Annotated in this window: 20 protein-coding genes and 1 riboswitch; of the genes, 6 read left to right on the top strand and 14 right to left on the bottom strand. The window is 43.9% G+C overall.

Features of this window, described 5'->3' with window-relative positions; all coding sequences use genetic code 11:
• Positions 1-8: 8 nt before the first annotated feature.
• The 4 genes from FOC72_RS02125 to FOC72_RS02110 form a co-directional block, all read right to left on the bottom strand.
• Entirely contained in the window at positions 9-620 is a 612-nt protein-coding gene (locus tag FOC72_RS02125) for a glutathione S-transferase family protein (protein ID WP_032913640.1), read from the bottom strand.
• A gap of 150 nt (positions 621-770) precedes the next feature.
• A riboswitch (M-box (ykoK) riboswitch) is annotated at positions 771-927 on the bottom strand.
• Between the two features lie 74 nt (positions 928-1001).
• Positions 1002-2177, bottom strand: coding sequence for a MalY/PatB family protein (locus FOC72_RS02120; RefSeq protein WP_002894666.1), 1176 nt, complete (start codon positions 2175-2177; stop codon positions 1002-1004).
• Positions 2170-3327, bottom strand: a complete 1158-nt coding sequence (locus tag FOC72_RS02115; RefSeq protein ID WP_002894665.1) for a cystathionine gamma-synthase — start codon at positions 3325-3327, stop codon at positions 2170-2172. Before FOC72_RS02115 ends, FOC72_RS02120 begins: the two co-directional genes overlap by 8 nt.
• A gap of 96 nt (positions 3328-3423) precedes the next feature.
• Positions 3424-5052 (bottom strand): putative polysaccharide biosynthesis protein, encoded by a 1629-nt coding sequence (locus FOC72_RS02110; protein WP_002894664.1) that lies wholly within the window; start codon positions 5050-5052, stop codon positions 3424-3426.
• A gap of 86 nt (positions 5053-5138) precedes the next feature.
• Here FOC72_RS02110 and FOC72_RS02105 point away from each other — a divergent pair, with 86 nt between their 5' ends.
• Positions 5139-6584, top strand: coding sequence for a UDP-N-acetylmuramoyl-L-alanyl-D-glutamate--L-lysine ligase (locus FOC72_RS02105; RefSeq protein WP_002894663.1), 1446 nt, complete (start codon positions 5139-5141; stop codon positions 6582-6584).
• A 45-nt stretch (positions 6585-6629) separates the two neighbouring features.
• On the opposite strand, the gene FOC72_RS02100 is transcribed toward FOC72_RS02105, so the two are convergent.
• The gene (locus FOC72_RS02100) at positions 6630-7385 is read right to left on the bottom strand and encodes a CPBP family intramembrane glutamic endopeptidase (protein WP_032914299.1); all 756 of its coding nucleotides are present in this window, start codon (positions 7383-7385) and stop codon (positions 6630-6632) included.
• Positions 7386-7605: 220 nt separating this feature from the next.
• Here FOC72_RS02100 and FOC72_RS02095 point away from each other — a divergent pair, with 220 nt between their 5' ends.
• From FOC72_RS02095 to FOC72_RS02080, 4 genes are all read left to right on the top strand, one after another.
• Complete coding sequence (locus FOC72_RS02095) at positions 7606-8391, top strand: ABC transporter ATP-binding protein (protein WP_002894661.1); 786 nt, start codon at positions 7606-7608, stop codon at positions 8389-8391.
• Positions 8392-8470: 79 nt separating this feature from the next.
• A complete protein-coding gene (locus FOC72_RS02090; protein WP_032914065.1) occupies positions 8471-9406 on the top strand; it encodes an iron-hydroxamate ABC transporter substrate-binding protein in 936 nt (311 codons plus the stop codon).
• 98 nt (positions 9407-9504) lie between these two features.
• On the top strand, positions 9505-10524 hold the full coding sequence (locus FOC72_RS02085) for a FecCD family ABC transporter permease (protein WP_002894658.1): 1020 nt from the start codon (positions 9505-9507) through the stop codon (positions 10522-10524).
• Positions 10514-11518: a FecCD family ABC transporter permease gene (locus tag FOC72_RS02080; RefSeq protein WP_002894657.1), complete on the top strand. Its 1005-nt coding sequence runs from the start codon at positions 10514-10516 to the stop codon at positions 11516-11518. The genes FOC72_RS02085 and FOC72_RS02080 overlap by 11 nt, the downstream gene beginning before the upstream one ends.
• Positions 11519-11545: 27 nt before the next feature.
• Here the strand turns inward: FOC72_RS02080 and FOC72_RS02075 are convergent, their stop codons facing one another.
• The 8 genes from FOC72_RS02075 to treP all read right to left on the bottom strand — a co-directional run bounded on the left by FOC72_RS02075 (position 11546) and on the right by treP (position 21339).
• Positions 11546-11740, bottom strand: coding sequence for a CsbD family protein (locus tag FOC72_RS02075; protein WP_002894655.1), 195 nt, complete (start codon positions 11738-11740; stop codon positions 11546-11548).
• A 100-nt stretch (positions 11741-11840) separates the two neighbouring features.
• Entirely contained in the window at positions 11841-12494 is a 654-nt protein-coding gene (locus FOC72_RS02070) for a DUF1803 domain-containing protein (RefSeq protein WP_002894651.1), read from the bottom strand.
• The gene (locus FOC72_RS02065) at positions 12487-12999 is read right to left on the bottom strand and encodes a YiiX/YebB-like N1pC/P60 family cysteine hydrolase (RefSeq protein WP_002894649.1); all 513 of its coding nucleotides are present in this window, start codon (positions 12997-12999) and stop codon (positions 12487-12489) included. The genes FOC72_RS02070 and FOC72_RS02065 overlap by 8 nt, the downstream gene beginning before the upstream one ends.
• Before the next feature lie 92 nt (positions 13000-13091).
• Positions 13092-14027: a manganese-dependent inorganic pyrophosphatase gene (locus tag FOC72_RS02060; protein ID WP_002894647.1), complete on the bottom strand. Its 936-nt coding sequence runs from the start codon at positions 14025-14027 to the stop codon at positions 13092-13094.
• A 138-nt stretch (positions 14028-14165) separates the two neighbouring features.
• The gene (gene pflA / locus FOC72_RS02055) at positions 14166-14975 is read right to left on the bottom strand and encodes a pyruvate formate-lyase-activating protein (protein ID WP_002894645.1); all 810 of its coding nucleotides are present in this window, start codon (positions 14973-14975) and stop codon (positions 14166-14168) included.
• A 223-nt stretch (positions 14976-15198) separates the two neighbouring features.
• On the bottom strand, positions 15199-17448 hold the full coding sequence (locus FOC72_RS02050; RefSeq protein ID WP_002894643.1) for a DUF8508 domain-containing protein: 2250 nt from the start codon (positions 17446-17448) through the stop codon (positions 15199-15201).
• Between the two features lie 189 nt (positions 17449-17637).
• Complete coding sequence (gene treC, locus FOC72_RS02045; protein WP_002894641.1) at positions 17638-19269, bottom strand: alpha,alpha-phosphotrehalase; 1632 nt, start codon at positions 19267-19269, stop codon at positions 17638-17640.
• Between the two features lie 72 nt (positions 19270-19341).
• Positions 19342-21339: a PTS system trehalose-specific EIIBC component gene (gene treP / locus FOC72_RS02040; protein ID WP_002894639.1), complete on the bottom strand. Its 1998-nt coding sequence runs from the start codon at positions 21337-21339 to the stop codon at positions 19342-19344.
• 187 nt (positions 21340-21526) lie between these two features.
• On the opposite strand from treP, the gene treR reads away from it, so the two are divergent.
• Positions 21527-22240 carry a trehalose operon repressor gene (treR, locus tag FOC72_RS02035; protein ID WP_032914063.1) on the top strand — a complete coding sequence of 238 codons (714 nt, stop codon included), beginning with the start codon at positions 21527-21529 and terminating at the stop codon, positions 22238-22240.
• A gap of 366 nt (positions 22241-22606) precedes the next feature.
• Here treR and FOC72_RS02030 read toward each other — a convergent pair whose 3' ends face one another.
• Positions 22607-23947, bottom strand: coding sequence for a hemolysin family protein (locus tag FOC72_RS02030; protein WP_002894637.1), 1341 nt, complete (start codon positions 23945-23947; stop codon positions 22607-22609).
• Positions 23948-23991 lie beyond the last annotated feature (44 nt).

The raw sequence follows: 23991 nt of genomic DNA, 5'->3' as shown, positions 1-23991 counted from the left end.
AAAAACAATTAAAAGTCCCAAGATGCCTGCAAGACGTCAAAAGTGGCATTCATCTTCTGTGTCCAATCTTGCAATTCTGGAAAATTTTCTTTTAAAGAAAATCCAATAACTTCTTCACGTAAATTCCACCAATCTACAAGAGCAACTACTTGGATTGTTGCAATATTTAAAGAGAGCCCTTGCTCAGTAGCCAGTTTCTCTAACAAAGACAAACTCCGTATATTTCTCTCTTCAATTTGCTGATGTCTGTCTTTCCACCAATGTTCTTTTTCATGGAAAAATTTTTCCGCAACAATCGGCATTGTATTTTCCAAAATTCCTTCAGCAATGGACAGTATATTTAAAACATGCCATTTATCCATTCCATTGGGGAAAAGTGAGACTTCCTGACCTAGTTCGTCTAAATATTGAGAAATTAAATCACTACCATATAACCATTCTCCACTGGAAGCTTGAAAAGCAGGAATTCTACCTAAAGGATTATCTTGATTGTGCGGTGAATTTCTATCAAAAGCCACCTGAACTTTCTGAATATCCACTTGCTCCTCTAAATGATGATGTAAAATTGTAACATATACTTTACGCGCAAAAGGACTGGTACTAGAATACCACAACTTCATCACTATTCCTCCTTCTTTTTTCTTAAGAGGCAGGCCAATCAACTATTTACTCTCTTGAAATATTTTCAACAAAAAAGAATACCCTGCCAATTTCTCAGCAGGGTTGTTTGCATGTCAGGTTATTTGCTTCATTGTTTTAAGCACAGATAAAGCAAGCATTCACCGTTCAAGCTTTAACTCCATAAGGCGATGAAATGAGCTTAGTCTTGACCTTGGCGATCAGGACTGTTAACCAACGAGTAGTGTCTCCACTGCTTTGCGGTAGTCATCCGTATCCTTATGGTAGCCTCACCTACCGATTTTTCACTCTTACTATACTCCTCTTTAGAAAGATTGTCAATCATTTTTCTCGCTTGAAACAAATTTCAAAAAATTTTTGATTTATTTTGGCAATACCTCTGCAATACGGGAGCAGACTTCTTCAACCATGGTCTCTGGAGCAGCAACATTTAGGCGGGCATGACCTTTACCTTCTTGACCAAAATCACTTCCTCTATTCAGGACGACCTTTGCCTCTTCTCGTAGCAGCTGAAACAGCTGGTCATCTGTCAGGCCATAATCTGAAAAGTCCAGCCAAATCAGATAAGTCCCTTGAGGCTTCATGACCCGCAGGCGCGGTGCTTCCTTGGCAAAATAATCAACTACAAAATTCACATTCTTCTCAAGAACTTCCTTTAGCTCCATCAACCAAGACCAACCGTAACGGTAGGCTGCTTCTGTCGCTAAAAATCCAAGACCAGGAATTTCATGCTGGTTATTGGCTAGCTGGCGTTTCTTAAACTGATGTCGTAAGCTTGGATTCTCAATCACTGCATAGGAATTTTTAGTCCCAGCAATATTAAAGGTCTTAGTCGCACTTGCTAAAATCAAACTAAAGTCCTTAAAGTCAGGCGAGACAGTATTGAAAGACTGATGTTCATGGCCAAACAGCGTCAAATCTTGGTGAATTTCGTCTGAGACCAGGAGGACGCCGTACTTTTGGCAGAGGCGGCCGATTTTCTCTAAAACTTCCCATTCCCAAACTCGGCCTCCAGGATTGTGCGGATTACATAAAACATAAATCTTGACTTCATTGTCTGCAATGTCCCGCTCCAACTGCTCAAAGTCAATCTGAAAGAGACCTTCCTGCTCTATCAAAGAATTGGTAATAAGCTGACGATTATTGAGCTTGACACTGCGGGCAAAAGGTGGGTAAACAGGAGTGTTGATTAGAACGGCATCACCTTCCTTGGTAAAGGCTTGGATAGCCGTCGAAATAGCAGGGACAACCCCCTCAATAAATACCAAGGCTTCCCGATCAAAGGTATAGTCGTGCTCATCCCGCTCCCAATCAAGAACAGCATTGATTAGCTCTTCACTGGCATAGGTATAGCCATAGACCAACTGATTAGCGTAGTCATGAACGGTTTGCTGGATTTCAGGCAAGACTTCAAAATCCATGTCTGCAATCCAAGCTGGCAGGACTTCTTTGTCCTTCTCCGCTTCTTTCCATTTATAAGTATGATGCCCTACACGACAGGGTGCTTTTTCAAAATTATATCTTCCCATATTATTCATTCTCCAAGGCTGCACGTAAATCGTCTACCAAATCTCGACTATCCTCAATTCCAATCGACAGGCGCAGCAAATCATCAGTCAAACCATAAGAATGACGCACTTCCACCGGAATGTCTGCGTGAGTCTGGGTCGTCGGATAGGTAATCAAGCTCTCCACTCCTCCTAAACTTTCCGCAAAGGTAAAGACTTTCAGGCTATTTAAGAGATGAGGAATCTTCCCTTCGTCCACAACTTTAAAGGAAATCATACCACCCTTACCTGGATAGAGAACCTCTTTGACCGCAGGGGATTTCTTCAGAAAAGCGACTACTTCTTGCGCATTCTGAGTAGAACGTTCCATGCGGAGAGCAAGTGTCTTGAGACCACGCAAAAGCAGATAGCTGTCAAAAGGAGACAGGACAGGCCCAGTTGTATTGAGGTTATAGAATAGCTTGTCATAAATAGCAGCGTCATTGGTCATGATAGCTCCAGCCAAGACATCATTGTGCCCACCCAGATACTTGGTCGCAGAGTGCAGAACTATATCAGCTCCATCCTCCAGCGGTCTTTGGTAAATAGGACTGTAGAAGGTATTGTCCACAATGACAGCTGCTCCTCGCTCATGAGCTGCTTGGGAAATGTGGGCAATGTCAAACTCTACCATAAGAGGATTGGTCGGTGTCTCGATATAGACAATATCTATATCCTCTGTTAGACTATTCAGAAGTTCTTCTTCTGTATTGGCATAGCTAAAGGCAAAACGCCCTTCTGCTTCAGCTTGGGCAAACCAACGGAAAGATCCGCCATAGAGATCCCGAACAGCCAAAACCTTACTGCCAACTGGAAAGGCACTAAAGGCCAGCACAATAGCTGACATACCAGAGCTAGTCGCTAGAGCATAATTTGCACTTTCGATAGCAGCCAGAGTCTCTTCCAAGCTAACCCTTGTTGGATTCTTGGTTCGAGTATAGTCATAACCTGTTGACTGGCCAAACTCAGGGTGCTGGTAGGTCGTTGAAAAATGCAGGGGTGTTGTTAAAGCACCAGTTGTTTCATCTGTTTTAACCCCAGCCTGAGCCAGTAGTGTATTTAATTTTACGTCCTTACTCATATTAACCTTCCAATCCTTCGCTAATATTTCACCCTCTATTGTAACATCTTTTGAAAACATTTTTCTTTTTTCTTTTCAAGAGCTAGCTATAGTTTGAAACTATAATGTTAATGTTTTAGAAAAACAAAGCTAAAAATTAAAAAGCCTAGCGGCTTTTTAATAGATATGAAAGCGTCGTCGCAGACTAGCCGCTTTTGAACCGATAAAGCGATCCATAAGGCGAACTTTGAGCGCCAGACCGCCATAGACAGCAAGGCCGATACCGCCAATCAGAGCGATATAGACAAAGCTGGAAATCCGACCGCTTGGATGTAGGAAGAGTCCAATGAGCAGCTCTGCCACCAAGACAAAGATGATCATCAGAACTGTCAGAATCACTGACAGGAGGCTCCGCTTAAAGAGATTCTTAGGATTCAGACCTGTTACCTTGCGAATTTCCTGATACATGAGCAGGATTGGGATAATCAAGCCAACTGTCGTCGCAAGAAGAGGACCATAAGCTTTGAAAATATAAATCAAGGGTACTTGCAGCACCAGCTTGACTCCTACTCCATAGAGGAAGTAAATAATAGCTTTTCGATTTTGGAAGAGGGCTTGAATCATCGGAGCCAACACCGTATATAGACTGAGGATAATGGTCTGCAGCATAGCAAAGATGAAAAGCCCTAGTGCTAGACCATCTGGCTTGCCATAGAAAACAGTATACAGAGGTTCCGCTACCAAAACAGCACCAATGGTTGCTGGCAAGATAAAGAAAATCAGCATACTAAGATTATCCTGCACCAAGCGTGCAGCCGATCGGAAATCACCTTTGACATAGTTCTCAGTCAAGAGAGGAATCCCGACACCGCCGATAGAGGTAGCCACTGCAATTAAAATCATGGTAATTTTATTAGGATTGGCTGAGAAATAGGCAAACTGAACCAGCAGCTCGGATTTGCTGTACTTGCTAATCCAGCCCATGACATGGATAAAGGTAGCTTGGTCAATAATCTGAAAAAGCTGAATGGCAGATCCTGTGATAATGAAAGGAATGGCTTCACGAATGGTATCCCAGAGGAGGGCACGGCCATTGATCTCCCCTGCATTAGCAGGCTTATGAAGGATGGAAATCAGCATCCCTGTCTTCCAGAGATAGAAGGCTAAGACAGCCATGCTAGCCAGCATACCGATAAATGCTGCAAATGTTGACTGGGTAACCGCTTCTACATAGTTGCCAGAGCCGATTTTCATGATAAAAAAGGCTGTCAGCAGCATCCAGATAACCCGAATGACCTGCTCCGCAATCTGACTGATGGCATAAGGCTTGAGATTGTTAAAACCTTGGAAAAAACCTCGGATAACACTCATCGATGGGAATATCAAAACGGCCAGAGACAGACTCTGCATGACTGGAACCAAGTCTGAACCACCGCCTGACATAGAAGCGAAAACTGGTGAGAGCAGGTACATAATCACTGCAAAGACAGCTCCCAAAAGCAGCATAAACTTGAGAAACTCTCGAATGAGAGTAAAGCTATGCTCTTCCTTGTCAATGGTATTGTACTTAGCTACCTGCTTGGCCACTGCCACTGGCACGCCGGCTGTAGAAATCAGTAAAAACCAGGCATAGATATTGTAGCCCATAGTAAAAAGGCCGTTGGCCTCGGCGCCGTGCTTGCCCATCCAGATATACCAAGGAATGATATAGATGGCCCCCAGAAGACGACTGATAAAATTGCTGGCAGTTAGCCAGGCAGTTCCCCGCAGCATCTGCTGCTGCTGGCTTGTTGTTTCTTGGCTCATAGAAAACCTCTTCTATTTATTCTTCTTTTATTATAAACTTTTCCTTGCCTCTTGTAAAACCCAGCCATAAGGTTTACAATAGATTTATGATTAAAATTGAAACCGTATTAGATATTTTAAAAGAAGACCATAATTTTCGTGATATTGTCAAAGACGGAGAATACTTCTTCTCTTATAGCGGCTTGACTTTCGATAGTATCAGTTATGACAGCAGGGAAGCAGATGCCTCTACCCTCTTTTTTGTCAAGGGTGAGGCTTTTAAGAAAGAATTTCTAGAAAAAGCCGTCACAGCTGGCCTGCGCTTTTATATCAGCGAGACAGACTTTCAAGTGGGCATTCCGGTCCTCTTAGTCAACGATGTCAAGCAGGCCATGAGTCTCTTAGTCATGGAATTTTACGGCCATCCTGAGAAAAAGCTCAAACTGCTGGCCTTTACTGGCACCAAGGGCAAGACAACTACAGCTTATTTTGCCTATCAAATCCTTTCTCAAAGCCATCGTCCTGCCCTGCTCTCGACTATGAACACTACTTTGGATGGCGAGACCTTCTTCAAGTCAACTCTGACTACACCAGAGAGTCTGGATCTTATCAAAATGATGGCCCAAGCCCTTGCTAATGGTCGGACTCATCTCATCATGGAAGTTTCCAGTCAGGCTTATCTCAAGAAGCGGGTCTACGGCCTGACCTTTGATGTGGGTGTCTTTCTCAATATCAGCCCCGACCATATCGGCCCCATTGAACATCCAACCTTTGAAGACTACTTCTATAATAAGCGGCTCTTGATGGATAATAGCCGAGCAGTTATCGTGAATAGCGGCATGGATTATTTCCAAATCGTGAAAGAGCAAGTCGCCTCTTTGGAACACGATTTCTATGGAGCAGGCTCTAACAATACTATCAAGGATTCTCAGGCTTTCAGCTTTGAAGCTGCTGGGAAATTAGCTGGCCACTACGACATCCAGCTCATCGGCCGCTTCAATCAGGAAAATGCAGTAGCTGCTGGTCTTGCCTGTCTGCGTCTGGGTGCTAGCCTCGAAGACATCAAAAAAGGAATTGCCGCAACCCGAGTCCCAGGCCGTATGGAAGTTCTGACTCAGAAAAATGGTGCCAAAATCTTCGTTGATTATGCTCACAATGGCGTCAGCCTGAGCAACCTGCTGTCTGTGGTAGAGGAACACCAGAAGGGTAAGATTATCCTCCTCTTGGGTGCTACCGGCAACAAGGGTGAAAGCCGGCGCAAAGACTTCGGTCGCCTACTTAATCAGCATCCTGAGCTGACCGTTATCTTAACCGCGGACGACCCCAACTATGAAGACCCTCTAGCCATTGCGGAGGAAATCGCATCTTACATCTCCTATCCAGTGGAAAAAATAGCCGACCGAGAGGAAGCCATCAAAAAAGCTCTCAGCCTGACAGACCGAGAGGGAGATGCCGTCATTCTGGCCGGTAAAGGAGCGGATGCTTACCAAATCGTAGAAGGAGAAAAAGTAGCCTATCCAGGAGACTATGCACTTGCAGAAAAGTATTTATAAGAAAAAAGGCGAGCATATCGCCTTTTTATTGTCGTTTTGTAAAAATCACCGCCATTTAATCAGAACGTACATCAAGCTGGAGCCAAACATATCCGCCAAGGCGTGCATGAGAAAGAAAGGCAGGAGGTTCTTGACCTTGTACTTGTAAAGGAAATAGTAAAAGAGACCGTACACCACTCCGATAACCAAGGCCCACAGCATGCCCTGATAGGTGTGGAAAGAAATCCGAATGATAGTAGAGTAAGCCAGAGCCCACCACTTATACTTATCCTTAACAGAGGTCATAAGCCCCAGAAAGAAGAATTCCTCATAGAAGCCATTGAGAAGTCCGTAGAGGATGGCCATAGGTGTCAGTTCAGCAAATTTCCGGAAAATTTCTAGCAGGTCCACATAGGACCAGAGGGTTGGATCAAAGTAATTATACTCGCCGCTCAGTGTCGTTACAATGTCAGCAAAGAACCCTACCACTACAAAAATAAGAGGAGTCCAAAGGAGAACCGACCAGCTCATACGAATAGGAAGCTGCTTAAAGTCAAAGCGCCGAAACAATAGGTAAAGAATGGTCAAGACCAGCATCAGCAGCTGAAAATTGAAATTACTAGAAAAAGCCGCTCCTTCAGTGGCTGTATTGGTCACCGTTTCAGTCGCTCCTGTGCTGGAAGCTGGCGCAAAGCTAGCTAAATAAAGCTCCGTTGAGCGATAAATAAACTGCCCAAACATGAGCAGGGTAATCACTGCAATATCAAACCACCTCAGCTCTTTCAAAGGCTTAGAGGGGCGTAGGTTTGTCAATAATTTCATCATTTTCCCTTTCACCACCTGTAAATTCATATCATCATTGCAGGTCCTTTTTAATATTTCTATCTTAGCATGAAAAGCTTAAATTTTTATTATTTACAAATTTATAAAACTTTTTTATTTTATTTTTATTAAATTGTCAGAAAACTCTTTTTTTAGAAAAATTTTTATGGTATAATAAAAGGTGTAATTCTGATAGAAGAATCAGCCAGAAAGGAAGTCTATGTCCACTATCTCTGCAGCAAGTATCCAGGTCGCCTACGATCAAAAGGTTATTATTGACGGACTGGACTGCCAACTCGCCGAGGGAAAGATTACAACTATTATCGGTAGCAATGGCTGCGGTAAATCCACGCTTCTCAAGGCTTTTACCCGTATTTTGCCGACAAAAGCTGGCAGCATAACTCTGGATGGACAGTCCATCGCCCTACTGCCGACCAAGGAGGTGGCGCAAAAGATTGCCTTGCTGCCCCAAACCATGGAGGCGACCGATGGCATCACCGTCTATGATCTGGTCTCTTATGGCCGCTTTCCGCATCAAACTGGCTTGGGGCGGCTCAGTACAGAAGACCGGGAAAAAATCTGCTGGGCTATGGAAGCAACTCAGGTCAGCGAATTTTCGGACTGGCAGGTGGATGATTTGTCTGGAGGTCAGCGTCAGCGCGTCTGGATTGCTATGGCTCTAGCTCAAGATACAGAGACTATTTTTCTGGACGAGCCAACCACCTATCTGGATATGAATCATCAGCTGGAAATCTTGGAGTTGCTGAATGACCTCAACCGACTCAGCGGAAAAACCATTATCATGGTTCTGCATGACATCAACCTAGCTGCCCGCTTTTCCCATCAGCTGATTGCCATGAAAAATGGGTGTATTCAGTACCAAGGAAGTGTTGAGCAGGTCATGACCTCGGATATTCTGAGAGACATTTTTCAGATTGAAGCCCAGATTATTCGGGATCCTATTCAGGATAAGCCGCTCTGCCTCAGCTATCAGCTCGTTAAATAAGTCATGTATTCATAGATAAGTTTCCCATATCTTCTTCATGGATACATCTTCTAAACTTTTTATAGAATTGGAGGAAAAAATGAAAAAGTTTTTATCATTTGCCATCCTTACTGTCACCATCTTCCTTTTAGTTGCCTGCGGCAGCTCATCTAAATCCGAAAACTCTGCCTCTGCAGACAAGGTCGAGCTATCCAGCAAGCCCAAAATTGATGGATTTCACTACTACGGCGATATTCCTAAAAATCCAAAACGCATCGCCAGCCTCTCCTCTACCTACACAGGCTATTTGCTGCAACTAGGTTTCGACCCTGTCACTGTAACATCCTATGATGCTAAAAATCCTGTCCTCAAAGAAAAAGTCAAAAATGCCAAGGTCCTGATGCCAGAAGATTTGGAGTCTATCGCCAAGCAAAAGCCAGACCTTATCGTGGTAGATGCCAGTGACAAAAATATCGATGAACTAAAGAAAATCGCTCCAACTATTGCCATTGATTATGGAAAAAATGACTATTTAGAAATCCTGAATCGCTTTGGCCAAATCTTTGGTAAGGAAAAAGAAGCTGACCAATGGATTGCTGATTGGAAGAGCAAAACAGCTGATATTGGCAAGCAGTTAAAAGAAAAGCTGGGACAAAATGTCACTTTCACGGTTGTCGGGCTATATGAAAAGGAAATCTACCTCTTCGGTAACAACTGGGGACGAGGCGGAGAAGTTATCTACAAGTCTCTGGGATTTGATGCCCCACAAAAGGTGAAGGATGAAGTATTCCCAAGTGGCTACTTGCAAGTCAGCCAAGAAACGGTGAGTGAGTACATTGGCGATTATGTCCTGGTTGCAGCTGAAGATGATAAAACAGGCAGCGCTCTTTACGAAAGCGATGTTTGGAAATCCATTCCCGCTGTCCAACAGAACCACATCTTAAAAGTGGATGCCAACGCCTTTTATTTCAACGATCCATTGACACTTGAATACGAACTCAAAACCATTCAAGATGGTCTTGAAAAAATGAACTAGGCCATTCCTTGCAGAAACTTAGATTAGTTAAAAACATTGCTAGTAAGCGATATATCTCATGACAGCTATTTGATTTTCAACTATATAAAGGACACCAGATGACGCTTCATACACTCTTCACTCAAAAAAATAGGCCAAACATTTTTTGGCTTGTTTTTTTCGCCCTCATTCTCCTGCTGATTGGCGGACTCTATCTCTACCTGCGCTTTGGCATTCCCAGCTACTCCCATCGGCAACTGATAGAAACACTGAGCCATCCCTTCAAGGAAAGTCCAGCCCAGAACATCATCATAGATCTGCGCTTACCTAGAGGAATTGCAGCTCTGCTAGTCGGAGCTAGCTTGGCCGTTTCAGGAGCCCTCATGCAGGGGATTACCCGCAATGCCATTGCTGATCCGGGACTTTTGGGGATCAACTCTGGAGCTGGCCTTGCGCTCATCTGCGGTTATGCCTTTTCTAAGAGTATACACTACAGTAGCATCCTCCTGCTCTCACTTGCAGGAGCCTGTCTAGCCAGTATTCTGGTTTTTAGCCTCTCCTACCATCCTAGAAAAGGTTTTGAGCAACTACGTCTTGTCTTATCCGGTGCCATGGTAACAACACTCCTGACCGCTATCGGACAAGGCTTGACCATTTATCTCAACCTGACCAATGCTGTCATCGGTTGGCAGGCTGGAGGGCTTCTAGGAACCAATTGGAAAATGCTGCAAATCATTGCTCCCTTTATCCTATTAGGCCTTTTACTGGCTCAGCTATTTTCTCACCAACTAACCATTCTCAGCCTCAATGAAACAGTAGCCAAGGGCTTAGGCCAGCGAACGACTCAGATAACCCTGTTCTTTCTGAGTATTGTTCTACTGTTATCAGCGGCAACCGTTGCCCTAGTAGGAAGCCTGGCTCTTGTCGGACTGATTATTCCACACTTTGTCAAAACCATCAGCGGAAAGAATTACCAAAAAATCTTGCCACTGACGATGCTAACAGGAGCGCTCTTTCTATTGATCTGTGATTTCGCTGCGAGTCATATGGTCGGTCTGCCTCTTAGCTCTATTATCAGTCTCGTTACGCTGCCAGTCTTCCTGTGGCTGATGAGAAAGGGGGCCTTCTATGAGAGATAAAAAACGAATTCTTTTGGTTCTAATAAGTCTCAGCCTCCTGACTTTCCTAATTTTCCTACTGTCTCTATCATCAGGCGATCAGGAATTTAATATCGGTGAAGCTTTTCGATATCTGCTGGGGCAAGGAGATGATGGCAGCGCCTTTATCATGGAGCAGATCCGCCTGCCTCGAATTCTGGTCTGCCTTCTAGCAGGAGCTTCGCTAGGGATGAGCGGTGTACTGCTGCAGACCTTTACTCGAAACCCACTTGCCGATTCAGGAACCTTGGGAATAAATGCCGGAGCTGGTGTTATCATTACTCTTGCTATCAGCAAGCTAGAAGTGACTGATCCTTTCTATATCCGCTATCTTCCCTTTATCGCAACCTTTGGCGGTATGATGACAGTAGCTCTTATTTACCTGATCTCACATCAAAAAGGCCAAGCTATCAGCCCCGTCAAGCTCATTATCGCTGGTGTGACCTTGTCAACCATTCTGTCTTCCAGTATGATTGCCATCACCGGCCGTGTCAATCAGAACAAACTGACCTATGTAGTTAGCTGGCTAGCTGGTAAGATTACGGGTAATAACTGGGAAAGTCTAGCTATTGCTGGCCCCTTCTTGCTTTTATTCTGGTTGCTGACCTATCTGCGCTCCCACAAGCTCAATATCCTCGGCCTAAATGATGAAACAGCTCTAGGCCTAGGGCTTCATCTAAAAAGAGAGCGTCAGATAACCTTGTTATTAGCCAGTGCTCTCGTCGCTTTTAGTCTATCCCTAGCTGGAAATATTGTCTTTATCGGTATGTTGGCTAGCCATATCAGCAAACGATTCCTGCCTAGCGATCATCGCTTACTCTTTCCAGCCGCCATGCTGCTAGGTGCCTTTATCATGACAGGGGCAGATACGATCACAAGAACCTTCCTCATCGGAAGCTCCGTCCCGACAGGCATTTTGATTTCCATTATTGGAGCCCCCTACTTCCTCTACCTTATGTATCAGCAAAAAAAATAATCAGCCGAATAATCGACTGATTGTTTTTTATTTATCCAAGCTGTTTTTGATTCCTTCTACAGCACCTTCTACAGCTTCTTTAGCATCTTCAGCAACTTCTTTGGCTTTAGCAACTGTTTTTTCTACAAAGCCTTCTGCTTCTGTCTTATTATCTCCTGTAACTTTGCCCACGCCTTCTTTAACAGCGCCTTTAGCTTGATCGAATTTATTTTCTAGTGACATATGATTGCCTCCGTTCTTTTTTACAGTATTTGATACCGTTTACAGTAGTATAAGTTTTTTCTTTTCAAAGGTCAAATATTCTGCTCATTCTACAGGAACATCAGTCCAGCTGGAAAGTCAATCTCTCCTTATCAAAGCTGGCCTTCAACTCATACTTACCTGCTTCGTTTTGCCGAATATAGCCCAAAATCACTAGGCTATCGACAAAAATGTCCCGTCTCTTCTGCATGAGCTCATCCTTGCGGACATACTTGAGAAGAAAGGTCGTCATATACTTGAGTGCATACTCTGGATTGACATCGCCCAAGACAGCATAGAGGGGCTTTTGTTCCTCAGACAGGGGATATTGGCGCTGCATCTTGTAAAAATAATTTGCCAAGGTCAGCTTATCTCGCTGAAAATCTGTCTCTTCCAGCAAGATCGCCGCATTGGTCTGATTGGAAAGCTGAGTCTCAAAGCGCAGCTCTAATAATTCCTGATAGAGCGGACTATCATCACGGATAAAGATTTCCTGATCCAAACGCACATCCTCCAAACTTTCCACAAAGGGCAGCGTCAGGTAATATCGCTTGTTCTCCCGCTTGATGTAGCCAGCCTTGATAAACTCCTCTATCGAGCGGTCAATATTAGCCACGCTCTCAAACTCTCTCTTAATCTCCCGTAGAATCACCGCCTCATGCTGATCCAAATAATCAATCAGCTCCTTAAAAAAAGGCTGGCGCGTCAAACGGCTGGGATTGATGATTTTAATCATGAAGTTCTCCTTTGTAGATGAGTTTTCTTGACTGAGCCAACTGGCTAGGATTCGTCCCAGGCTGACCTATGGGAACCGCTAAGCCCAAGTCCCGATAATATTCCTGCCAAAAATCAGAAATCAGATTTTCCTCATCGCCAAACTGCATGGGAATCGTATCAAAAATCGGCAAAATTTCCGCAATATACTCCGAACAGTAAAAACCATCGGACTGCGGATAAAAGCTGAAATTGTATGGCTTTCCTAGATGTGATTTGGCTCTTTTAAAGACTGCTTCTGCTTCAATAGCTGGATAGCGATATACGTCATAAACATCCTCATCCTGCAAAAAATCAGACAAATCTTGATTGACAACCCCCTTCTCATGGGTTGCATGATAAATCTCACCATTAAAAAAGATGGCCACATGGCTGTATGAGCCAGTTGCTGCTCGGATTGCAGCAGCAATTTCTGAAGATCCGACTGTAAAAATCAAATCTCCGTCTTGTAAATCTTGAATCTTCATTTCTCTCGCCTATCAAAAAAGGAGCCGAAACTCCTTTTTAGTATGAGGGGAATGGTCCCTCATCTAGTAACTTATTTAACCAAATAAGCTCTTTAAGCATTAAAACTTTCTGTCAGTTGAGGCACCACTTGCTTCTTACGAGAAACAGCGCCTGCAAGGAAAGCATGGTTGTTTTCAAGAACAAAGTTGAAGGCGGCTTCGACCTTGTCCATATTGCTTCCGATAGCCAAAATTTCTGAGTTTGAGTTAATAATATCTGTAATCATCAAGACAAAGTCAGAGTAGCCGTTATCAGCGATTGCTTTTTCAATAGCCGCTTCGATTTCTGCTTGACGCTCCAAAACTTCAGCAATATCAACTGTGTTGACCTGTGCCACACGGACATTGTTTCCGTTGAGCTCAAACGTTTTAGCATCGATGTCGATCAATTCTTCTGCAGACTTGCTAGCCAAGTTTGTACCTGCCTTAAGCATTGCCAAACCATACTCTTCCAAGTTGACACCAGCCAGCTCAGCCAATTCTGGTGCAATGACCTTGTCAGTCGGATGAGTTGTTGGTGATTTGAGCAAGAGAGTATCAGAGATCAAACCAGACAGCATCAATCCTGCAATTTCTTTTGGAACTTCTACGCCGTGCTCCTTGAACATGCGGTAAACAATAGAGGAAGCAGATCCCACTGGCTCCAAGCGCATGTGAAGGGGACTAGCTGTTTCAAAGTTAGCAACACGGTGGTGGTCCACCACGCCATAAACTTCAACTTCAGCGATATCAGCCACAGACTGTTGGAATTCATTATGGTCTGTCAGAATAACCTGCTCAGCACCCTCTGCCTTTGCAGATGTAATCACGCGCGGCGCAGCTACACCAAAGTAATCTAAAACAAAGGCTGTTTCTTCATTAGGCTCACCCAGAGCAACAACTTCTGTATCCAAGCCATAAGCTTCACGAGCCAAGTAAGCAAAAGCGTAAGATGAACCAATGGCATCTGAGTCAGGATTTTGGTGACCGAAAACTAAAATTTTAGACATGATAAACCTCTTCTTTTATATAAACTTATTGCATTTATTTTACCACAATTACAGGCATTTCACAAAAGCAGAAGAACATTTTCTTAAGAAAAATGGACTGGTCAACCCACCAGCCCATTTATTCGTACTCAAAGTAGATTAGCTATTATGCACCCGATTCATATACTCTGTATAGGATTCAGTCTGCATGAGTTCCTTGGCATTCTTGACCCGATCAGCTGTTGGAGGCTTAACACCTTCCAGCTTGTAAGGAATGCCCAACTCCCGCCATTTGAATTCTCCCATGGTATGGTAAGGTAGAATTTCAAACTTATCAACATTCTTCAGTGTCTTAACAAATTTACCTAGCTCAATCAAGTCATCATCGCGGTCGGTCAATCCCGGCACCAAGACATGGCGTATCCAGACTGGCTTTCCAATGTCAGACAGGTACTTGGCACAGGCCAAGATATTCTTGTTGGTCTGGCTGGTCACAATTTTGTGTTGTTCTTCATTAATTTCCTTGATATCTAGCAGGACAAGGTCGGTGACTGCCATAAGCTTGTCAAATTTTTTCAGGTAGCGAGGCGTATTTCTAAAAGGTAGGGCACAGGTATCCAATGTACAGTGAATGCCCAGCTCCTTAGCCTTGGTAAAGAAGGCGATCAGAAAATCAATCTGCAGCAAGGCTTCTCCTCCGCTGACGGTGATGCCGCCTTTATTGCCCCAGAAGCCCTTATAACGGAGAGCCTCTTGCAAGACATCGTCCACGGTCCGCAGCTGAGATTTGTTGGTCTCCATCTCCCATGTGTCTGGATTATGGCAATACTGGCAGCGCATGTGACAGCCCTGCAAAAAAACAATAAAACGGATACCCGGTCCATCAACTGCTCCAAAACTTTCGGTGGAGTGGACCATGCCCGTTACCTTTCCATAATCAACTGCTTCTTCAATTTTCTCTTCAACCATCGCGCAACCTCTTAACTCTGAAAACGTTTTATAACTAACTACATTATAACATGATTAAAGCAAAAATAGACTTAATTTGCCTATTTTTTAGAAAACAAACTGTTTTTCAGTTTCATTTTCAGTGTTTTACAACAGATAAAACTTTAGGACGAAAGCAGTAAGCAAAAAAAATCAGGGCAGAATCTTTATTCCACCCTGATTTCACTTTTTAAATTGATTTTAGTTAATTTCTGCTTCTCTTTTTGAGAGTAAAAGCAAACATTAGCAAAGTTAATCCCAAGACTGCCCAGCCACTGTTATTTTGGCCGGTCTGTGGTAGTCCCTTCTTCTTGCTGCCAGCAGCCTGACCTTGTCCGGTTTGATTGGACGATGGAGGATTGGTCTGAGACGGAGCTCCTTGTTCTACTGCTACAGAAGATTGTCCAGTTGATTGAGACGGTTGGGAGCTGTCAGAAGACGAAGCTGCAACATCCTTAGAAAAGTCCAGCTGCACCACTACTGGATCATGGTCTGAAGCTCTGCCATGTTCCTCCATGAAAGAGGCATTGATATGGACAGGCGCAAAGACTGTCTTGCCAGCCAGGTTCTTCGAAATGAAAATATTGTCCAAGCTTTGATTGCTGCCGCGGTAGAAATAGGAATAACGGTCAGCAACATCATGCTCCTGCATGAGATTAATCAGTTCATTACCCGCCAGTGCTTTAGCTGTTTCGGAAAATTCAAAATCATTAAAATCACCAGTCAGAACAAACTTAAGGTTAGGATTTTGTCTCAGTCCTTCCTGAACAAAGCTATTTAAAATTTTAGCCTGTTCTATCCGGGCTGCCTGCGTATGCTGAACTGCTGGCTGAGCGGAACCATAAACGGCATCATCCCCAATCTTGGACTTCAAATGATTTGCGATAACGACGATGTGCTGTCCCTTGAATTCAAACTCAGCTGCCAAGGATTTACGAACCTTAGTAAAAGCTGGATTTGTTGGAGCAATCCGAGCAGGATTCTTAACCAGATGGCCACCAGAGAAGCTAGCTGCTTCGTCACTCGTACCAGCTTCTTTTTCGACTAACTTCACCCGATTTGGATCGTAGAGAAAGGCCACACGGATATTAGAGCCAGGCTTGCCGCCATCTTGACCGTCAAGGGGGGCAACTTCGGTGTACTTGTAAGTTTTTCCGCCCAGTTCTTTGATGCGGCTCGCTAGTTTCTCACCGCTTTTGACACCGCTGGTCGTTCCGTCATTAACACTTCCGTTCTCATCTTGAACTTCAATGAGCGTGATGATATCTGGACTGTGGATTTCATTGATAAAGGAATTAGCGATTCTAGTCACTTTTTCCTCAGGCGTTTCACCTTTTTTAGCATTAGCAGAAAAATTCTCGATATTGTAGGAAGCAATTGTCAGCTTGTCCTCGCTTGGATAGATAGGAGAGACCTGTCTCTGCAAGCCACCGTCCACCAAATCAGGCAGCTGCGTCGGCTCCAACTTGTAAATCTTCCCACGATAAGTTACAACTCCGACCACATCACCATTGAAATAATCCTTGGCCTTGGCAATGAATTTATTGCCAACATAGACTGGAATGGTTGCGGTATTTTGAGCGTTTGGACGAAGATTGAGGCCACCGATATTGTTTAGCGGTAAAGCTTGGTAACCTTCAGGTAAGAGATAAATGTCTCCACGGTACTGCGGGCCTAAAACGCGGGGCCTCTTCACCGTCGTCAACATTCCTTCCAAACTTTCCCAGTAGTCCAACGCTTCACTTTGAGGCTGATAGTTATTAATATCGTTATCGACCGTGTCCTGAGGCATATTAGCCACGATGTCAACTGGAGCAGGTAAATCTGCTTTCCCTTCCTTGGTCACTTTAGAAGCGACAAGCATGGTGACAGTCAAACTATCAATGGGCTTGTTGAAGGTTTGCCCTTGGCGAATGCTGAGCTCTTCCATATAGCCTTCTTTGACTCGTCCTTCAAGACTAAGTTTGTCACCGACATCGACTTTTTCTTTAGAAACAACATAAAGAGCATCAGAAGTCCTGCTATTTCCATCAGGAGTCAGGTCTTGAACATAAAAGCCATAGCGGTCTGTTTTCGTCACAACTACATTGGAAACTTGAACCTCTTTGTCCTCATAGGGAGAGGCTTGTGATTCTCCCTGAATGGTTCCCACATTGGGCACAGCTTCTGGTCCGCTAGCTGCAGCTTGTGCTGTAGCAGGAGCTTGGCCTTCCTTTTCCACTGTCTCTGTAGAAGCTGCCTTTGACTCTCCTGATTCTGCTGATGGGCTCTCTACTTGACTGGCAACCGACGCATCACTTACAGCCGGATTCTCTGTAAGAGCAGCCGCCTCAGAAGTCGACGAACTTACCGCTTCTTCTGCTCCGACCGGTTGGACAGAAAAAAGCAGGGACAGAAAAGCAGCTAGCAAGACCACTGTGGGAAAGAGCTGCTTGTAAGAAACTTGTTTTTTCATGAACTTCTCCTTTTCTGTATAAATGTATATTATCCTATTTAATTTTTATTATAAAGAAAAGAATCAATTTTTGCAAAGGCTTTCTTAAAATTCTGTATTAGTTTCTCTCACTTCAGAAAAATACTTGTCTAGGCTGCTGGCCCAACACAAAAAAGAATCTGGAATTTTTTTCCAGATTCTTTCGAGACTTTAGTTTTCCACCACTAAGATAGTCAAGGTTTCGTATGGCTGCAGGGTCAGCACATGGTCAATCTGAGCCTTGCCGTAATTGGATAGGAGAACCTGACCATTTTGATAATCTGGCAGGATGTCCACCGTAATCGGATCAGCATAAAAGTTGTTAAGGACTAAAAGTTTTTGTCCTTGCCACTCCCGCTCAAAGGCATAAACCTGAGGACTGTCCTCATAGGCTGGCTGATAGCTGCCCTCTGCGATGATAGGCAATTCCTTACGCAAGCCAATCAATTTCTGATAAAAGGTAAAAATCGGGCCCTTGATTTCATTTTCCACATTGATGAGAGGATAGGATTTGCCCGCCTTCAGCCATGGAGTTCCTGTTGTAAAACCTGCATTGACTGAATCATCCCACTGCATAGGCGTCCGAGAATTATCACGAGATTTAGCCTTGATAATCCTGAAGGCTGCCTCTGGCGATTGCCCTTCAGCAAGCAGACTCTGGTAAGCATTGAGAGACTCGACATCTACATAATCTTCCATGGAGTCGTAGTCAGGGTCCACCATTCCAATTTCCTCCCCCATGTAGATATAAGGCGTCCCGCGCGACAGATGAATACTGGCTGCCAACATGGTTGCCCCTTCATTGCGGAAATTCTCTACATCGACAAAGCGGTTGAGAGCTCGCGGCTGATCATGGTTGTTCCAAAAGAGGGCCGACCAACCGTCGTGTTCGCTCATTTCCTTGCCCCAAGTATGGAAAAGGCGTTTTAATTCTTCAAAGTCAAAAGGCTTAAGGGTCCACTTCTGTCCAGCTTCATAGTCCACCTTGAGATGATGGAAATTAAAAGCCATAGATAGCTCCTGCCGGTCTGGTGCGGTGTAAAGGATACAGTTTTCAATCGTCGTAGCACTCATTTCGCCAACCGTCATAACGGAAGCATCCTGCCCGAAGGTCGCTTCGTTCATCATACGCAGATAGTCATGCACAATTGGCTTATCAGTATAGGCTGGCTTGCCCTCCTGCTCTGGACAGTCCGTCAGCACCTCATCTTTTCCAATGACATTTATGACATCAAAGCGGAAGCCCTTGACTCCTTTGTCCCGCCAAAAATTCACCACTTTAAAGAGCTCTTCACGAACATTGGGATTGCGCCAGTTAAGATCAGCTTGAGTCACATCATAGAGATGCAGATAATATTTGCCCGTATCGCCAAATGGCGCCCAGGCACTGCCGCCAAACTTGGACAGCCAGTCCGTTGGCTCATCTCGCAGGATAAAGAAGTCCTGATAATAGGAATCCCCAGCCAGTGCCTTTTGGAACCAATCATGCTCAATCGAGCAATGATTGAGAACCATATCCAGCATAAAGTCAATACCATGCTGCTGGCCGACCTTGACCATCTCTTCAAAATCCGCCATATCTCCAAAGATAGGATCAACCGCAGTATAGTCAGAAATATCATAACCATTGTCCCGTTGCGGACTCGGATAGAAAGGATTGAGCCAGATCATATCCACTCCCAGCTCTTTCAGGTAAGGAAGTTTTTCAATAATCCCGCGAAAATCTCCCAAACCGTTGCCAGTTGTGTCTTTAAAAGATTTTGGATAAATTTGGTAGACAACCTTTGTTTTATCAAGTGTCATATTTTCTCCTTTTTTGAGAAAAGGGACAGATTTTAAAGCACCGTCCCTTTCTATAAGTCATTTCATTTTTCTTTAAAGTGGATTAGCTGCCATCAACTGACTTCCTCGCTCAACTGCCTGAGGAAGTTGTTCAAGCACCTCCACCTCGTACTTGTCTGAGTTCGTAATGATGACTGGTGTTTCTGTTACATAGCCTGCTTTCTTGATCATGTCTATATCAAAGGAAATGAGTTTGTCGCCAACCTTGACCTTATCTCCTTGAGATACATAACCTTCAAAGCATTTGCCCTCCAGATTGACAGTGTCCATTCCGATATGCATCAGGATTTCAACACCTTCATCTGACAAGATGCCGATGGCATGCTTGGTTGGGAAGAAGACTGTTACTCTACCATTGACTGGTGAAACCAACTCACCTTGGCTAGGAACAATGACAACTCCACGCCCCATCAAACCTTGTGCAAAGACAGGATCTGTTGCCTGACTCAATTCTTTGACTTCTCCTGCCAGCGGACTAGTAATCGTTACAGGAGCTGATGAATCAGCTGCTTTCACCTCTGGAGATGACTCGGCTTTGGATGGCCCGGCAAATTCAGCCTCTTCCTGAGCTGCAAACTCTGCCTGCAATTCTGGATCTTCCTCTGTCTTCGTCAAGAAGCCTGTCTTGTGGAAAAAGAAAGTCAGGAACATTGGTACAAGGATTGCTACAAGCATAACTCCTGCAAATGGAATCATATATTTTGCTTGGATAGAAAGGATACCTGGTAAACCACCAATACCAATAGCATTTGCCGTTATATTAAAGGTTACAGAAAGCAGACCCGCAATAGACGAACCAATCATTCCCGCAACAAATGGATAAACGTACTTAACATTGACCCCGAAGAGAGCAGGCTCAGTAACACCAAGGTAAGCTGAAATGGTTGCAGGCAGGGAAATTTGCGCTTCCCGCTCATCATGGCGTTTCATAAGGTAATAAGCAAATACAGCTGAGCCTTGAGCGATATTGGACAGAGCAATCATTGGCCAAAGACCAGTACCACCGGCATCAGCTACCAACTGAGTATCAATGGCATTGGTCATATGGTGAAGACCTGTGATAACAAATGGAGCATAAAGGGCACCAAATACTGCGCCAAAGAGCCATTTAACTGGACCAGTTAAACCTGCAAGTACAACTGTTGAAAGCCCCTGACCGATTGTCCAACCGATAGGACCCAAGACAGTATGAGCCAGAATCAGAGCAGGAATCAATGATAAGAATGGCACAAAAATCATAGACACTACTTCTGGAATATGTTTACGCCAAAAGATTTCCAGATAAGATAGAGATAAACCTGCTAAAAGGGCCGGAATAACCTGAGCTTGGTAACCAACACGATTGACAGTGAAGAAACCGAAATCCCAAACCCAGTCCTTAGCGATTTCAGCTGCTGGTGTCGATGCTACTGAATAAGCATTGAGCAATTGTGGTGACACCAAACAGATTCCCAAGACAATCCCAAGAATTTGGCTAGTTCCCATTTTACGAGAAACAGACCAAGTGATTCCTACCGGCAGGAATTGGAAAATTGCTTCTCCCGGAAGCCACAAGAAATGGTTAATTCCAGACCAGAATTTGGATACCTCTGTGATTGTTTTCCCATCCAACATAGACCAATGCACGCCCTCAAGAACATTGCGGAAGCCAAGGATTAACCCTCCGACAATCAAAGCTGGAATGATCGGGGTGAAAATTTCCGCCAGAGTGGCCATAACCCGCTGAAGGGGATTTTGCTTGCTCTTGGCAGCAGACTTGGCTGCTTCTTTTGATACTCCCTCAATACCTGATACAGCAGTGAAGTCATTGTAAAAGATTGGCACATCATTTCCAATGATGACTTGGAATTGCCCAGCATTTGTAAAAGTTCCCTTGACCACTGGGATTGTCTCAATGGCCTTGACATTGGCCTTTTTATCGTCGCCAAGTACAAAGCGCATCCGCGTTGCACAATGGCTAACTGCTGTGACATTCTCTTTGCCGCCGATTGCATCTAGCAGATCTTTAGCTTCCTTCTCAAATTTTCCCATTTGACTAATGGCTGAATGAGAATCCAGCACTCTCCTTATATTTTTTACGAGTCGGTTTTTCAACACATCTCTACAAATTATTGTAATCGATTTCAAAGATGTATGCAAGTTGTTTGTTGAAAAAAGCCTTTATTTTTGATAAAATTTTCTAGGTTGTATGCAAAAAAGAAAACAAGTGGAGTTTATGATGAAGAAATACAAACAATTGTTCAAACAGATTGAGAAAGACATTTTAGAGGAACGTTATGCAGTCGGAGACTTCTTGCCCAGCGAACATCAGCTGACAGAAGACTACCAGGTCAGCCGCGATACAGTCCGCAAGGCTCTGGCCCTGCTGCAGGAAGAAGGATTGATTGAAAAAGTCCGTGGACAAGGTTCCAAAGTCATCAAGCAGGAACAGTTTGACTTTCCTGTGTCTAAGCTGACCAGCTATCAAGAAGTAGTCAAACAGAATAATATGCAGTCCAAAACCAATGTTGTCAGCTTGGAAAAGATTACCGTGGACCAGAAATTGTCCGACATCACTGGCTTCCCTCCTTACCGACTGGTTTGGCGAATCGTCCGTCAGCGCGTTGTGGACCAAGTCGCCTCTGTATTAGATATTGACTATTTAGACAAGGGCATCGTCCCTGACTTGACAAGGGAAATCGCTGAGCAGTCCATTTATGCCTATTTGGAAAATGACTTAAAGCTCAATATCGATTATGCCAAGAAAGAATTTACCATTGACCACGCCAATGACCGAGACAAGATTCTCATGGACTTAGGCAAGGATCAGCAGGTCGTCTCTGTCAAATCCCAGGTCTATCTGGCAGACGGCCGCCAGTTTCAATATACCGAGAGCCGTCACAAGCTAGACAAATTTCGCTTTGTGGATTTCGCTAAGCGTCAGAAAGAATAACCTTGAGTTCCATCCAGACCACAAAACCACCCTTGCCTTCCAGCTGGCAGAGGTGGTTTCTTTTATGAGTGGTCTAAGGCTGCTTTGTTTTGGAGCGACAAAGAGCCTCAAAATTTCTTTTTACTTGTTTTAGGAGATTTATATGAAAAAATTAGTTAAGGGTTTCTGCTGCTTTTTAAACGTTACTGATTCTTATTACTTCCTTTCTTACTTTTGCGCCTGTGAGAATGTCAATACTTGCTTATCATATAGGGTAACTTTAGATGTCATTGGACTGTCCTCATTTCTATTTTGATGGTATTAGTATAATCCCAGAAACTTAAGACAGACTTATAAAAAACTTGAAGGAAACTTAAAAGGCTGAGTTTATTTCTCAGCCTTTTCTGCTTCTTCAACAATTTCTGAAATTTCAACCTTAACCTTCGTAACACGGCCATTTTTAACCTTGTCATTGGTCAAAATGAGTAGCTTATTTTGACTTTCGACTTCGTAGCTAATGCGTTCCTTCGGATCTGGGATAGTCCCCACACAAGTCAAGTAATAACCAGCTATTGTATCCACATCATCGCTTTCGATTTCGACTTCAAAATATTCATTAAAATCATTAAGGGTCATGGTTCCTAAGACAATGTAGGTATTCTCACCGATTTCATGGACTTCAATTTCAGCTTTGTCAGTCTCATCGTCGATCTCACCGACAATCTCCTCCAAGAGGTCTTCCAGTGTGACCAGACCAGCCATACCACCATACTCATCCAAAAGAATCGCCATTTGATTTTGCGTATTGCGTAGCTCCTTAAGCAAATCATCAACAAACATGGTTTCCGGTACAAAGAGCGGCTCCTGCAGGATCTTGCGCAGAACGATATTGTCAAAACCATTGACAAATCCTTCATTGAGCAGCCGCTTGGTATGAATCAGTCCAATGACATTGTCCTTATCCCCATCATAGACAGGAATCCGCGAGAAGCTCTGTTTGAGAATGCTTTCGATAATTTCTTTGGTATCATCCTGAATGTCCACCATAAAGGCATCCGTCCGTGGCACCATCAATTCACGCGCCATCAGCTCATCCAGAGAGAAAATCCCCTGCAGCATCTCAATCTCATCTGCATCCAAGGTCTCCTCACTCTTAGTCAGCATATACTCAATCTCATCCCGAGTCATCTTTTCGTCTGCATCATCAAACTTCATCGGGGTTATCCGACTCAGTAGATTAGTCGACGCTGACAGCAACCAAACGAAGGGACTGACAATCTTGCCAAGAAAAATAATAACCGGAGCAGCCCGCACAGCTAGATTGTCTTTCAGGTTCATGGCAATGCGCTTGGGATAAAGCTCGCCCAAAACAATAGAAATATAGGTTAATAAGACCAAAGCCAAGAAAGTTCCGATAGCACGTGCTGTTTCGGAATTTCCCATCCAAGAAGAGAACAGTTTCCCCAAATTATCCGCAAAACTGGCCCCAGACAGGATATTGATAACAGTAATCCCAACCTGAATAGTTGATAAGAAGTTATTGGGGCTTTCTAAGACAGCTAAGAGCCGGATATACTTGAGGTCACCCTCTTCAGCCTTTTGCTCCACACGCGCCCGATTGAGCGATACCATTGCCATCTCAGCAGCTGAGAAAAAGGCATTTAACAAAGTCAATATAAACAGTAGTAAGGCTTGCCATAACATATTCTGACTGCCAGGGTCTTCCATTGATTCTTTCTCCTCGAAATGTATAAGTAAATCTGATTATATCA

It is taken from the genome of Streptococcus sanguinis, from assembly GCF_013343115.1.
GTDB lineage: Bacteria > Bacillota > Bacilli > Lactobacillales > Streptococcaceae > Streptococcus > Streptococcus sanguinis_H.
Note: the sequence above shows the minus strand (reverse complement) of the source record. Positions and strands in the feature narration are given on the sequence as shown.

Excerpts from the sequence above, each read along its gene's own strand:
- FOC72_RS02125 (WP_032913640.1), bottom strand. The coding sequence starts at position 620 with ATGAAGTTGTGGTATTCTAGTACCAGTCCTTTTGCGCGTAAAGTATAT.
- FOC72_RS02120 (WP_002894666.1), bottom strand. The coding sequence starts at position 2,177 with ATGAATAATATGGGAAGATATAATTTTGAAAAAGCACCCTGTCGTGTA.
- FOC72_RS02115 (WP_002894665.1), bottom strand. The coding sequence starts at position 3,327 with ATGTTTTCAAAAGATGTTACAATAGAGGGTGAAATATTAGCGAAGGAT.
- FOC72_RS02110 (WP_002894664.1), bottom strand. The coding sequence starts at position 5,052 with ATGAGCCAAGAAACAACAAGCCAGCAGCAGCAGATGCTGCGGGGAACT.
- FOC72_RS02105 (WP_002894663.1), top strand. The coding sequence starts at position 5,139 with ATGATTAAAATTGAAACCGTATTAGATATTTTAAAAGAAGACCATAAT.
- FOC72_RS02100 (WP_032914299.1), bottom strand. The coding sequence starts at position 7,385 with ATGAAATTATTGACAAACCTACGCCCCTCTAAGCCTTTGAAAGAGCTG.
- FOC72_RS02095 (WP_002894661.1), top strand. The coding sequence starts at position 7,606 with ATGTCCACTATCTCTGCAGCAAGTATCCAGGTCGCCTACGATCAAAAG.
- FOC72_RS02090 (WP_032914065.1), top strand. The coding sequence starts at position 8,471 with ATGAAAAAGTTTTTATCATTTGCCATCCTTACTGTCACCATCTTCCTT.
- FOC72_RS02085 (WP_002894658.1), top strand. The coding sequence starts at position 9,505 with ATGACGCTTCATACACTCTTCACTCAAAAAAATAGGCCAAACATTTTT.
- FOC72_RS02080 (WP_002894657.1), top strand. The coding sequence starts at position 10,514 with ATGAGAGATAAAAAACGAATTCTTTTGGTTCTAATAAGTCTCAGCCTC.
- FOC72_RS02075 (WP_002894655.1), bottom strand. The coding sequence starts at position 11,740 with ATGTCACTAGAAAATAAATTCGATCAAGCTAAAGGCGCTGTTAAAGAA.
- FOC72_RS02070 (WP_002894651.1), bottom strand. The coding sequence starts at position 12,494 with ATGATTAAAATCATCAATCCCAGCCGTTTGACGCGCCAGCCTTTTTTT.
- FOC72_RS02065 (WP_002894649.1), bottom strand. The coding sequence starts at position 12,999 with ATGAAGATTCAAGATTTACAAGACGGAGATTTGATTTTTACAGTCGGA.
- FOC72_RS02060 (WP_002894647.1), bottom strand. The coding sequence starts at position 14,027 with ATGTCTAAAATTTTAGTTTTCGGTCACCAAAATCCTGACTCAGATGCC.
- pflA (WP_002894645.1), bottom strand. The coding sequence starts at position 14,975 with ATGGTTGAAGAGAAAATTGAAGAAGCAGTTGATTATGGAAAGGTAACG.
- FOC72_RS02050 (WP_002894643.1), bottom strand. The coding sequence starts at position 17,448 with ATGAAAAAACAAGTTTCTTACAAGCAGCTCTTTCCCACAGTGGTCTTG.
- treC (WP_002894641.1), bottom strand. The coding sequence starts at position 19,269 with ATGACACTTGATAAAACAAAGGTTGTCTACCAAATTTATCCAAAATCT.
- treP (WP_002894639.1), bottom strand. The coding sequence starts at position 21,339 with ATGGGAAAATTTGAGAAGGAAGCTAAAGATCTGCTAGATGCAATCGGC.
- treR (WP_032914063.1), top strand. The coding sequence starts at position 21,527 with ATGAAGAAATACAAACAATTGTTCAAACAGATTGAGAAAGACATTTTA.
- FOC72_RS02030 (WP_002894637.1), bottom strand. The coding sequence starts at position 23,947 with ATGGAAGACCCTGGCAGTCAGAATATGTTATGGCAAGCCTTACTACTG.